Genomic DNA, 11,563 nt, shown 5'->3' on the forward strand with positions numbered 1-11,563 from the left:
AAAGAAAAAAACAATTGTGTCAGGAGGCCCATTATCGCTCTAAAACTGTTACCAGCAAAGGACTTTCATAGATAACGCCGGGCGATACCATTTTTTCATCCAGCGGAACATTGTTGCCATAACGTTCTTTGATCGTGGCTTTCACCAGCGGATGGCTGAGGTCGTATTCGCGCATTGGTTTGAGCTGCCCTACTTCAAGACCAGTGGTGGAATGATAGATCTTCCATACCAGTTCGGAGCAATATATCCGCTCGTCCGACCAGCCGAAGTAGGCGTCGTAGTTCTTTCCCAGGTATTTTTTTCCTTCTTCTTTCATTTTAGCGATCACCTCGGGTGTGATGAGCGAATCGGCTTTGAGGCGTTTCACTGTATAATGATGGCGGTTGCCGCGCATTACCCATTCCTCAAAGGGGGTAATGCTCACGGGCTGCACGGCTTCGAGCACCATCCAGCGGCGGTCTCCCCTGAAAAGCAGCCCGCAGTGGCTGAATTTGGAATGCGTGGCTAGTTCAATGGCCTTGCATTGCGGGGAAATATTGCTCTGGAAAATGATGTCGCCTTCCCGGAGATCTTTTTTCTGGGCGAAAGCCGCCATGCTGAAGAGGCAGGCTGCGAATGCGAATATGTGTTTTAAAGCGGGCATACAAATAATTTATAGCACAATGAAATCGATCACGAGGCTGCTCACAGAACCGTCTTCCGCGATACCCCAATAAGCAGGGTAAATGCCGTCTCCATAGCCGGTCTGGAACATGATCACGTTCAGCTGCGGATGGGTGGGCAGGTAAAAATTATAACAAAGTTGTTCTTCCCCGCGTGCTTTCCGCGCGAAGGTCCTGGTGAAAAGCGAATCGAAAATATTCCCTTCGGGATTGTCTTTAAAGAAACGTTCCAGGTATTTGTTGTAGTGTTTCTGCGTGTGCGCGTCGCAGATGCAGCCGATGCCTGCGTCTGCCGTAAAGCCGGAGAAACCGTTATGCCTGCGCGCACGGCGGCCTGTTTGACCGGGAAGCGCCGCCAGCTCGAAGTTCACAGGCTTTTGATCTGCAAACTTCACCAGCAGCAGTGCGTTGCGCCTCCGAAAGCCGGAGCGTGCCAGCAGCATAGTGGCAGGGTATTCGCCGGGCGGCACTTTCCGCGCAAAAGGGAAGGCGTTGTGCAGCCCCAGCAGCGGATCGCAAGCCACCACGAAACCGACCGGCAAGTGCAGCTTGCCGATATACCATTTCTCCAGGGGCATACCTCCGGCTTCCGTCATCGCAAAGAACTTGCAAAAATCGCGGTGGATGGGCGGCGGCGCATTTTCCCTGTGCCGGGTCCATATTTTTTTCAGGAACTTCATCCGGCGGGGGTTAATGCATGCAGCCCATGTACACTTCGGTTTTCATCACCCAGGCGCGCTGGTATTGCCCGCGGATCAGCGCCAGCATTGAATCTGCCCCTTTTTTCTCCGCAAACAGGCCGGCTACAGCCGCCAGCATGCGGGTGGAGGTATCCCTGCGCCGGTACGCATCCAGGTATTCGATACTGCCGGCCGGCGTCATCTCGCGGCGGGGAAAATAAGCGCCCGCCCACATTTGATCCTCATCGTCTTCGTGAAGTATCAGGCTGTCCTTCTCTGCGTTGTAATACCTGCCGAAGGTGTCAATCCCTTGCCCGGTAAGGTTTTTAACCTCTTCAAGGATGCCGCGGAGAGCGTAATAATCCGTTCCGGTATCGGCCACCACCAGGTAACATTCCTCCCATAACTCCTCTTCAGGAACCTCGTTGAGGACGGAATCTTTTGTTAACACGATCGAATCAGCCAAAGGTTTCAGCTGTTGTGCGGATTTTTTTGCAGGGGCCGGTTGCCCGCATGAGGCAATCATTAACAAGATGGGGAGCAACCATGTGTTCACATGAAGGACAGTAACAGTCGGTTTCATTAATGTTGTTTGAGATTAATATAACAGCGAATAAAAATACGACCAATGTTCTGAAGAAAGGAATTTCCGGCGCTGAAATCTCCACTTCCACATGACATATAAATTTTTACATTATATCAAAAATTTATATATTTGTTCTGTTATTAAAAGCATGTCTAACCGGGAACGCGAATTTCAAACTATGCCGGCTATATCGATTTTGCTTCCCTGTACCTGTGAGCCTGGTTTACAATCTATTAACATTCAACCTGTTAACAGGAATTTTGCATGACGGAAGATGCAAATTCCGGGATTGGTAGATACCTTTGCCACGGTTTAACCATGCTTACGAATAGCCATTAAAAGATCATCCTCCCCCAAACCTGTTTTACCCATAGCCTTCCGAAAGCCGACTTTATTGTTCACTCTTTAAATCATTAAAGACAATGATTTTGCGATTCGTACGTCCCGCAATCGGGACCGCCGTATGCGTATGGCTACTCGTGTGCGCAGCCTGCTCCAAAGAACCATTGACCGTTTACACAGCGCCGCCGCCCGGGCCCATTGGAGACACGACCTTCCTGATGAACAATCCCGTTAATGCAGACCTGTTGCTCTCACTCGTGAACGACGTGCGCGCCAAAGGCTGCCAATGCGGGGATACGTTCATGGCGCCTGCCCCGCCCATCCGCTGGAACAGGTCGCTGGAACGCGCCGCTTACCTGCACAGCGAAGACATGGAGAAGAACCAATACTTCTCCCACAACGACCTCCAAGGCAACACCGCTGGCGTGCGCATCAGCCGCATGGGCTATATCTGGCAGAGCTGGGGCGAGAACATTGCCCTGGGCGTGCTCAATGAAAAGACTGTAGTGGAAGGCTTTGCCAAAAGCCCCGTGCACTGCAAGGTATTGATGAACAGCAAACTCACAGAAATGGGCGTGGCAAAGGTCGGCAACTTCTGGAGCCAGGAAATGGCCAGTCCCAAACCGGTCAAATAAGGCTCCCTGCATTATTTCCGCAGTTGCATGACAAACGAAGGATCATACTAAATTGATCTTTAATTTGTTATTTTCATTAACATATTTTTTGCAAGCCCTATGCTTGTTTTCGGGGGCTTCGCTTTACCTTTGGCTCCTGATAATTCTTAACCCTTTCCTCTGAAAAAGCCAACGTGCTTTAACCTCCTTCCTATAAAAAGCCCAGTACCTATTGTTTTTATATTAACTGGGAAATAATGTCACTGAAATTTGTTCGTTTTGTACCCTTATTAGTAGCTATCAGCCTGTTTATGGCGTCTTGCGGTAAAGAAGACCTCGTACAGCCTGGAGAAAAAGAGGAAGAAATTACCAAGCCCGGCACGGTGGATGTGGTGGAGAACAATGTGGACAAGAACCTGCTGCTGGAACTGGTGAACAACGTACGCGCCAAAGGCTGCAACTGCAACGGCACCTGGATGCCTCCCGTTGCGCCCGTTAAATGGAATGTACTGCTGGAGCTGGCCGCGGCCAAGCACAGCGTGGATATGAAGGATCGTAAATACTTTGCGCATAACAGTCCCACCGGTTCCACCCCGCAAACCCGCATCAAAGCGGCCGGTTTTAATTATTCACTGATGGGAGAGAACATTGCCAGCGGGCCTTCCAAAGAAGAAGCGGTGATCAGCGGCTGGCTGGGCAGCGAAGGCCATTGTAAAAATATTATGAATGCCGGTTTCCGGGAAATGGGCGTAGGTCGCGCAGCTAACTTGTGGACGCAGGTTTTCGGCACTTCGAAATAATATAACGCGGTTCAGGGCGGGGGCATTTTCCTCCGCCAGACCCGCCACAGGAAATAGATGTAAGCCCCAAGGCTCAACACAAACCAGCCATAAAAAATGGTCATCCTGAGCGGGGTAGATTCCTCCGGAACCCCAAACCCCAGGTACAGCCCGAAGAAAATATTGATCAGCATCCAAAACATACCGATGAACACGGTGCGGATGATCTTCGTGAAAAACTGCATCAGCTGCCAGTCAAACTGATCCTTCCTTTCTTCCTGGTCATTCTGTTCGTCCATACGCTAAAGTTACGGAATACAAAGATTTACCAGCTCCGAACTGTCGCCGCGAAACACGTTAAAATCAACCGTAGTGCGGATGCCGTTCACCCGGCCGATGTCGCTGTGCTGCCAGAACACCCAGTTGCGGGCGCTCCGCGGCTTGTCTTTCTGGTAATAATGCGCTACCCAGAGCGGGTATTCGTCAAATTCTTTCCCGAGATAGGTTTCGTAGAAATGAATATTGGTGTAGATGATGGGCTTCACGCCGTAAGCCTTTTCCATTTCCTCCAGCCAGATGCGGGCAGTGCTGCGGATCACGGCGGGCGGCTGATTGTTGTGCACTTCAATATCGAGCACGGGCGGCAGATCGCCGGACTCCAGCTGCACTACGTTCTTAAAATTGATCGCCTGCTTCAGCGGGTCGCGGGTGGAATAGAAGAAATGATAGGCCCCGCGGATGATGCCGGCCGTTTTGGCTTTTTCCCAATTGCGTTTGAATGTAGCGTCCTGCCGGGTGATGCCTTCCGTGGCTTTGATAAAAGCAAAGCTGATCTTTATTTCTTCCACCTGCATCTGCCGCACGGCCATCCAGTTCACATTCCCCTGGAATTTTGAGATGTCTATGCCATGAACGGAATAATTAACGGGAATGTCTATCCCAAACTCCTCGTACCGCACGAATTCCAGCGGCTCTTTGTTGCGCAGCAGCCACCATGCGCCGGCGATCCCGGCTGCGATCAGTATAAAAAAGAGGAAAATAAGGGGGCGGCGTACGCGTTTGGTTCTGGCCACGGTGGTGTTGAGCTTTTCTGTTCTCCTTAAAAATCAACAGCAAGTATAGGGCAATTTTTTGTGCTGTGCATGAAAGGCCGTATTGTTGTCGTAAATTTATACTCCTAAAGAGGCCCGATTTATGCCGAAACCGAACCTGAACGATGCATTGAACTTCCTTTCCAAATTCACGCTGCGCCGCGGCTGGAATGCCGGGAAAGTGCTGGGAAGCTACTACTGGAGCAAATGGCGGAAAAAACCCGTCCAATGGGGCCTTCCTATTTCCATTTCCTTCGAGCCCACCACTTCCTGCAACCTGCGCTGCCCGGAATGCCCCAGTGGGCTGAGGGCGTTCACCAGGCCAACAGGCATGCTGGAAAATGAATTCTTCCGCAAAACTATCGACGAGCTGCATAAAGAACTGCTGTACCTCATCTTTTATTTCCAGGGCGAGCCTTACCTGAACACCGCTTTCCTGGACATGGTGAAATACGCTTCCTCCAAAGGCATTTATACCGCCACCTCCACCAACGCCCATTACCTAACGGACGCGAATGCGCGAAAAACCGTGGAAAGCGGGCTGGACAGGCTCATCATTTCCATAGACGGCACCACGCAGGACGTGTACACGCAATACCGCGTGGGCGGGCATCTTGACAAAGTGATCGCCGGGGCAAAAAATATCGTGAAATGGAAAAAGGAACTGAACTCGAAAAAACCCTTCGTTTTCTTCCAGTTCCTGGTGGTGAAACCGAACGAGCACCAGATAGAGGACATCAAAAAGCTGGCGGCGGAGATCGGGGTGGATGAAGTGCGCTTTAAGACCGCGCAGGTATACGATTACGAGGAAGGCAACCGCCTGATACCTACTATCGACAAATATTCCCGCTATCATAAGAACGACGATGGCACCTATTCCATCAAAAACAGGCTCAGCGATCATTGCTGGAGGCTCTGGCATTCGCCGGTGATCACCTGGGACGGGCTGGTGGTGCCTTGCTGTTTTGATAAAGACGCCACGCACCGCCTCGGCAACCTGAAAGAGTCCAGCTTCAAAACGTTGTGGCATAATGATAACTACGTGCGGTTCCGCTCCCAGATCATCAAGGGCCGCAAGCATATCGATATCTGCGCCAACTGCAGCGAGGGTACGAAAGTGTGGGGGTAGGGTTATTCTTCAGGGCTTGATTTCGCTTTACTGGCTTCCGCTTTGCGGCGGTGCCGCCTGTTCTTGAAGTTGTTGAACAGCTTTATACCGAAGCGCACAGCAATGAATTCCAGCGCGGTGAGCGCTGCCTTGGTAAGCACGGACTTCGCGGAGCCGCTCTGCCAGAGGGTTTTGGCCATTCCGCCCAGGAAGCCCATGGCGCCGCTGTTGGCAATGCCGGGCACTACGGAATTGACGGCCATTTTCTTATAATTTCCTTTAAGATGATCGATGCGGCTGCCCAGCTGGTCTTCCAGCCTGCGGCTCTTTCGCTGGAGCCGCGCGATCTCCTGATCCAGCATTGCAAGGTTCTTGACTTTAACTTTCGCCATATGCGGGAGGGTAAAATTTAGTCATTGGATGCTTTTCTTTTTTCTTCCCTGCGCTCTTCGATCTTTTCTTCCATCTCCTCGATCTCCTCTACCAGCTCGGCCGCGAGCATATTGGCCAACGGGCGTTCAATAAGCCCTTTCCGGAAAAAGATGATCACCAGCAGCAGCACGATAAAGAAACCGGCGGCGCAGGAAAACCCGAGGGTCATGCTGCCCGTTCTTTCTCCTATCCAGAAACCAAGCACCATGCCGAGGAATACGACCACAAAAAAGAACAGCAGGAAAGCCATGATCAGCGAAAAGAACAAACCCAACGCCTTCGACAGCTTTCCTGCTGCCTGCAATTTGATAAGATCCAGCCGGGTCTCCAGGTATTCCCTGGCTACCTTGCCTGTTTCCGTAAAATAATTGGAAAAGTTATCTTCCATGCATAATGATTTTAAGATGCTGAAATGGATATCAAGTTAATTCATTTTCCATAGCATCTTCGAATTGTTGCTTTTTTGCACGGAACTTATCCTTCAGTTTGTCTGCCTGGTATTTCAGCTTCCCTACCAGCTCTTCCTTTTTGTCTGAATTCAGGAAATAGCCCACGGCTACGCCGACAGCGGCTCCTACAATAAAAGATACCACTGCTTTTGAACTTCTGCTCATAATCAAGAGTTTTTATAAAGTGAAAGAAATCGGGTTTCAGGGAGTACGGGGTGCCCATTCAACTCCACATCTATGGTTACAAACTTTGTTCCATAATTGTTCAACTCCCGGGATAAAACATAAAACAACATTATTAGTTCCTTTCGCTAATTCTGGCAAACTTTGTGATCATCCTAAAATCCCGTAAATTATAATTACACCCAGCAACCAAACTATGAGCCACCTCGACAATGAACGTTTAAAGCAGATCGTTTTTCTCCTGATCCTCGCCTTCCTGGCCATTATCCTCTTCAAGGAGCTATATGCCTTTTTCCCCGGGTTCCTCGGTGCGGTCACCTTTTATGTGTTGTCACGCAAATATATGTTCAGGCTGGTGGAGGTGCGCAAATGGGGCAGGCCCTGGGCCGCGGCTACCATCATGGTCCTGTCTTTCCTCATCATCCTCCTGCCCTTCGGGCTGCTGGTGAACATGCTTACTGCCAAAGTGGCCTATGCCATCAATCATTCTTCGGAACTGATCAAAGGGCTTGAAAAAATAAACGAGCAGCTGCACCAGAACACGGGCTTCGAACTGATGACCGACGCGCGGCTGCAAAAGATCCAGGAATATATAACCAATGTGCTGCCGGGCTTTGTGGGCGCCACTTTCAACACCCTCACGGCCGTGGCCATCATGTATTTTATACTGTATTTTATGCTGGTGAACGCGCGGGAAATGGAAGAAGCGCTATACGAATACATCCCGCTGAAAGACGAGAACGTGGAGCTGCTGGGTGCGGAAGTGAAGAACATGGTGGTGAGCAATGCCATCGGCATACCGCTCATAGCCCTCATCCAGGGCGTGGTTTCGCTTATCGGTTACCTGATATTTGGCGTGCCGGAACCGGTATTCTGGTTCGTGGTCACTTCTTTTACGGCCATGCTGCCTATCATAGGGGCGGCGGCGGTGTATTTGCCCATGGGCCTTTACATGCTGTCTATCGGGCAAACCTGGCAGGGTATAGCCGTGCTGGCCTATGGCTTCGGCGTGGTGGGCTCCAGCGACAATATTTTCAGGATGCTGCTGGCGCGGAAGATCGGGGACGTGCACCCGCTGATCACCATCTTTGGCGTTATCATCGGCATAAGCCTGTTCGGCTTTATCGGCCTGATCTTCGGGCCGCTGCTCATATCGCTTTTCATCGTGCTGCTAAAGATCTACTCCAACGAATACCTGGTGAAGAAACGCGAGGTGAAAGTGGTGAAAACCGCGCACGCGAAAGAAAAGCAGATGAAAAAATCGGGGGAATAACTCCACAGATTGTTGATCAGCCCCTGTAATAATTATTTTCATTGATGTACTTCCACACCGCGTCCGGCACCATGTAGCGGATGCTTTTGCCTTCCTGTATCCATTTGCGGATATTGCTGGAAGAAATATCCAGCATAGGTGCGTTCACGATAGTGACCTTTGCCCCGAAAGTGTCTGTTACCGGGTGTTCCGGCCTGTTGTACACATATACTTCGTAGTTGTCCAGCAGCTGGCGGTAGTTCTTCCAGCGGGGAATGTTCTGGAAGCTGTCACTGCCCATGATCACGACAAATTCCTGCGTGGGGAATTTCTCGGTCAGGTAGGCGAGCGTGTCTATCGTAAAGGAAGGGCGGGGGAGGGAGAATTCGATATTGCTTACGCGCAGGCGCGGCTCATCCTGGATGGCCATTTCGGCCAGGTGCAGGCGGTGATGTTCGTTGAGCAGGCTGGAGGAGGCTTTCAGCGGGTTATGCGGCGACACCACCAGCCATACTTTGTCGAGGTCGGTATGATAGGCCATAAAATTGGCGATAATCATATGGCCGGTATGGATAGGATTAAATGATCCGAAGTATAAACCGATTTTCATGGGGGCAATATACCTAAAATTGTCCGCTCACTCCAATGGTTTGAAGTGTTCGAACACGTGCCCGCATTCCCGGCAGTAGTGGATGGCCCGGCACAGCGTGCTGCCGAAAGGCGAGCGCAGGTACGTGTTTTCGCTGTTGCAATGCGGGCAGGCGGTATGCATGAGTATTTCCGAATAGGCTTCCCCGTTATGGATCTGCGGCGGCGCTATCCCGAAGTTCTTCAGTTTTTCCTTCGCGCTTTCCGCCATGCGGTTGCTGTTCCAGTGGGCTTCTTTATCTATTTCCACGGTCACGCTGGCGCCCAGTTCTTTTTCCACGGTGCTGCGGATGTTGTTGCGGATCAGCTCCACAGCAGGGCAGGCGGAAAAAGTAGGGATCATTTTAATGAGCACGGCTTCGCCCTCGGTGATCTCCACATGGGTGATCATGCCCAGGTCCAGCACGTTCAGCACGGGGATCTCCGGGTCCATCACCTGTTCCAGGGCTTTATATATCCTGTCTTCCGTTATCGTCATATGCATTTGGTTACCAGACCGCTTCCGGGTCCATCCTGAAAACGAATCCCATTTCATCCAGCAGGGGCTGAAGATATTCTGTATGATATCCTTTGCGGCCGCCATACACGGGCGTTACGGCTTTTTCATCGGGCAGGTTCAGCCCGGCCACGGCCAGGATGTTATAGACCCTGTCCATCCATTGTTCTTTCAGCGCGGCTTCCCCGGCGTAAATTTTTTCCGCCATCAGCAATTGTTCCGCTTCGGGGTGAGGCTCAAAAATACCCAGCGCCAGCGGGAAACAGGCATTGAGGGCGCTCTGCATGCGGGCGTGGCTTTCTTCCGCTGCGCGGCATAGCTGCGTGATCCAGGCGTTGGCGTGAAGCGTGTGGTATTTTATTTCGCCTTTCAGCTTGCGCGCCAGCGGCGCCAGCGGCTCAAAGGAGCTATGCTGCAACTGTTCCCAGCGGACGGCCTCCGCATGGTCGAACAGGAAGTGGCGCATAAGGCTGAAATCGTATTCGCCGTTGGGCATTTCCACGAGATGGCAGCATTTATATTCTTTTTCCCCGCGGAGGAACGCGAAGCGGTCCGGCTCCTGTCCCTGGAGGTTTTCATGCAGGATGCGGTAAAGCGCCCAGGCATGGCCTATTTTGTCCTGCGCCATGGAAGAAAAAGCGATGTCTTCTTCCATGATCGGGCCGAGGCCCGTCCATTCGGAGTTGCGGTGGCCCTGTACCAGGGCGTCGTCTGCCATGGCGGTAAGCAGGTAGCCGATGGCTTCATTCCTTGTCATTCGTGGATTTTTTAAACTTGTTGATCTTCTCCATTACCTTGAAGCCGCTGGCGTCGCGGTAGGTTTTTTCGAGGTTGTTGGCGAACATGTCCTCATCTTCCGTATCGAAAGAAAGGATGTCTGCACTGCGCACTACCCAGAGGTTCACGCATTTTTTGCGGCGGGCAAATTGTTCTTTCGCGAAAACGAGTGCCAGCTGGGCATTTGGAGCATGCACGCAACCTACGTGCTCGTGGTGGGCGCCGCGTTTTTCCTGGTGGAATACTTCAAAAACATTCCAGTTCTCTCCTTCCTGTACGGTAACGGGTTCGCCGCCGCTGTTGAGTTTCAGGCGTTTTACGCGAGGGTCTAATGATTGGTTATCCATGCTTATATCTTTATGCGACCGGGGCGGTTGTTTTTTCTGCGGGGTTCATTAAGGCCTTGCGCACCCAGCGGCCATGCTCTTCAGCCCATTTCCGCACGTCAAGCCTTTCTTTGTTGCAGGGGCCGCCGCCGTTGATGACTTTCTTGAACAGGTCCCAGTCCGGGTCGGAGTAGGTCCATTTGCCGGTGGCCGGGTCCTTTTTCAGGTTCTCGTCCGGGAGGGTGAGGCCGAGGTCCCAGATCTTGGGCACGTAAGTATCCAGGAACTGGTTGCGCATATCGTCGTTGCTGGCCATTTTCACCTTCCACTGCATCAGCTTTTCACTGTGCACGGAAGTTTTGTCCGGCGGGCCGAAGAAGTGCATGATGGGTTGCCACCAGCGGTTGAGCGCATCCTGCACCATGGCGCGCTGCGCGGGTGTGCCGGTAGCGAGCTCGATGAACGCGTCGTGGCCTTGTTTCAGGTGGAAGCTTTCTTCGTAGCATATTCTTTCCAGGGCGCGGCAGTAGGGGCCGTAGGAACCTTTGGCATTGGCCACCTGGTTCACGATTGCGGCCGCGTCTATGAGGAAACCTATCACGGTAACGTCTGCCCAGGTCTCAGCCGGGTAATTAAATACGTTGGAATATTTGGATTTGCCGCTCAGCAGGTCGTTGATCATGGCTTCGCGGCTTTTGCCGAGAGTTTCGGCGGCATTGTAAAGCAACTGGCCGTGACCGATCTCGTCCTGCACTTTGGCGATGAGCGCCAGCTTGCGTTTGAAACCCGGCGCCCGGGTGATCCAGGTGCCTTCGGGCAGTGCGCCTATAATTTCAGAATGGGCATGCTGTTCTATCAGCCGGATAAGCTGCCTGCGGTATTCAGACGGCATCCAGTCCCCCGGTTCTATCTTTTCTCCCCGGGCAATGCGGGCTTCAAATTCGGCGAGCTTTTCCGGATCGTCGTGCAATTGCTCTTCGTTCAACTGCCGTTTGTTCGGCTCGTCAAAGATGTATCCACCTCCGTACATGGAATGATTGTTTTGGTAATCCTGTAAATTACTGAATTTTACCCGTTCGCCCAATTCGGGATTCCTGCACCCACTGCGGATTTAACAAACTTTTTTGCGGCGCTTGCG

The 11,563-nt window shown here is 51.8% G+C and carries 17 protein-coding genes; 4 read left to right on the top strand and 13 right to left on the bottom strand.

Annotation, left to right across the window (positions count from 1 at the left end; all coding sequences use genetic code 11):
- Positions 1-31: 31 nt before the first annotated feature.
- The 3 genes from R3I13_RS05990 to R3I13_RS06000 are packed head-to-tail and all read right to left on the bottom strand — an operon-like array spanning position 32 to position 1,808.
- A complete protein-coding gene (locus R3I13_RS05990) occupies positions 32-643 on the bottom strand; it encodes a YiiX family permuted papain-like enzyme (RefSeq protein ID WP_346317019.1) in 612 nt (203 codons plus the stop codon).
- 9 nt (positions 644-652) lie between these two features.
- Positions 653-1,342, bottom strand: coding sequence for a DUF4241 domain-containing protein (locus tag R3I13_RS05995; protein ID WP_346317020.1), 690 nt, complete (start codon positions 1,340-1,342; stop codon positions 653-655).
- Between the two features lie 10 nt (positions 1,343-1,352).
- Complete coding sequence (locus tag R3I13_RS06000; protein ID WP_346317021.1) at positions 1,353-1,808, bottom strand: hypothetical protein; 456 nt, start codon at positions 1,806-1,808, stop codon at positions 1,353-1,355.
- A gap of 542 nt (positions 1,809-2,350) precedes the next feature.
- Here R3I13_RS06000 and R3I13_RS06005 point away from each other — a divergent pair.
- Positions 2,351-2,905 (top strand): CAP domain-containing protein, encoded by a 555-nt coding sequence (locus R3I13_RS06005; RefSeq protein ID WP_346317022.1) that lies wholly within the window; start codon positions 2,351-2,353, stop codon positions 2,903-2,905.
- A gap of 236 nt (positions 2,906-3,141) precedes the next feature.
- A complete protein-coding gene (locus R3I13_RS06010) occupies positions 3,142-3,684 on the top strand; it encodes a CAP domain-containing protein (protein WP_346317023.1) in 543 nt (180 codons plus the stop codon).
- An 11-nt stretch (positions 3,685-3,695) separates the two neighbouring features.
- On the opposite strand, the gene R3I13_RS06015 is transcribed toward R3I13_RS06010, so the two are convergent.
- Complete coding sequence (locus R3I13_RS06015; protein ID WP_346317024.1) at positions 3,696-3,962, bottom strand: hypothetical protein; 267 nt, start codon at positions 3,960-3,962, stop codon at positions 3,696-3,698.
- A gap of 9 nt (positions 3,963-3,971) precedes the next feature.
- On the bottom strand, positions 3,972-4,736 hold the full coding sequence (locus R3I13_RS06020; RefSeq protein ID WP_346317025.1) for a glycoside hydrolase family 25 protein: 765 nt from the start codon (positions 4,734-4,736) through the stop codon (positions 3,972-3,974).
- A 121-nt stretch (positions 4,737-4,857) separates the two neighbouring features.
- On the opposite strand from R3I13_RS06020, the gene R3I13_RS06025 reads away from it, so the two are divergent.
- Positions 4,858-5,883 carry an SPASM domain-containing protein gene (locus R3I13_RS06025; RefSeq protein ID WP_346317026.1) on the top strand — a complete coding sequence of 342 codons (1,026 nt, stop codon included), beginning with the start codon at positions 4,858-4,860 and terminating at the stop codon, positions 5,881-5,883.
- Positions 5,884-5,885: 2 nt separating this feature from the next.
- Here R3I13_RS06025 and R3I13_RS06030 read toward each other — a convergent pair whose 3' ends face one another.
- From R3I13_RS06030 to R3I13_RS06040, 3 genes are read right to left on the bottom strand one after another with little or no spacing between them, the layout of a single operon-like run.
- Positions 5,886-6,254, bottom strand: coding sequence for a hypothetical protein (locus R3I13_RS06030; RefSeq protein WP_346317027.1), 369 nt, complete (start codon positions 6,252-6,254; stop codon positions 5,886-5,888).
- Between the two features lie 17 nt (positions 6,255-6,271).
- Positions 6,272-6,682 (bottom strand): hypothetical protein, encoded by a 411-nt coding sequence (locus R3I13_RS06035; protein WP_346317028.1) that lies wholly within the window; start codon positions 6,680-6,682, stop codon positions 6,272-6,274.
- Positions 6,683-6,713: 31 nt separating this feature from the next.
- Complete coding sequence (locus R3I13_RS06040; RefSeq protein WP_346317029.1) at positions 6,714-6,908, bottom strand: YtxH domain-containing protein; 195 nt, start codon at positions 6,906-6,908, stop codon at positions 6,714-6,716.
- A gap of 214 nt (positions 6,909-7,122) precedes the next feature.
- Between R3I13_RS06040 and R3I13_RS06045 the strand changes: the two genes are divergently transcribed.
- The gene (locus tag R3I13_RS06045) at positions 7,123-8,199 is read left to right on the top strand and encodes an AI-2E family transporter (RefSeq protein ID WP_346317030.1); all 1,077 of its coding nucleotides are present in this window, start codon (positions 7,123-7,125) and stop codon (positions 8,197-8,199) included.
- Positions 8,200-8,215: 16 nt separating this feature from the next.
- Here the strand turns inward: R3I13_RS06045 and nadD are convergent, their stop codons facing one another.
- Genes nadD through paaA form a run of 5 tightly spaced genes read right to left on the bottom strand, consistent with a single transcriptional unit; the run spans position 8,216 to position 11,455 of the window.
- The gene (nadD, locus tag R3I13_RS06050) at positions 8,216-8,788 is read right to left on the bottom strand and encodes a nicotinate (nicotinamide) nucleotide adenylyltransferase (protein WP_346317031.1); all 573 of its coding nucleotides are present in this window, start codon (positions 8,786-8,788) and stop codon (positions 8,216-8,218) included.
- Between the two features lie 27 nt (positions 8,789-8,815).
- The gene (gene paaD, locus R3I13_RS06055) at positions 8,816-9,304 is read right to left on the bottom strand and encodes a 1,2-phenylacetyl-CoA epoxidase subunit PaaD (protein WP_346317032.1); all 489 of its coding nucleotides are present in this window, start codon (positions 9,302-9,304) and stop codon (positions 8,816-8,818) included.
- Positions 9,305-9,314: 10 nt separating this feature from the next.
- Entirely contained in the window at positions 9,315-10,079 is a 765-nt protein-coding gene (gene paaC / locus R3I13_RS06060; protein WP_346317033.1) for a 1,2-phenylacetyl-CoA epoxidase subunit PaaC, read from the bottom strand.
- Positions 10,066-10,446 carry a hypothetical protein gene (locus tag R3I13_RS06065; protein WP_346317034.1) on the bottom strand — a complete coding sequence of 127 codons (381 nt, stop codon included), beginning with the start codon at positions 10,444-10,446 and terminating at the stop codon, positions 10,066-10,068. The genes paaC and R3I13_RS06065 overlap by 14 nt, the downstream gene beginning before the upstream one ends.
- A 10-nt stretch (positions 10,447-10,456) precedes the next feature.
- Positions 10,457-11,455 (bottom strand): 1,2-phenylacetyl-CoA epoxidase subunit PaaA, encoded by a 999-nt coding sequence (gene paaA / locus R3I13_RS06070; RefSeq protein ID WP_346317035.1) that lies wholly within the window; start codon positions 11,453-11,455, stop codon positions 10,457-10,459.
- Positions 11,456-11,563: the final 108 nt, after the last annotated feature.

Origin of the sequence: Chitinophaga sp. YIM B06452 (genome assembly GCF_039655965.1) — a bacterium.
GTDB lineage: Bacteria > Bacteroidota > Bacteroidia > Chitinophagales > Chitinophagaceae > Chitinophaga.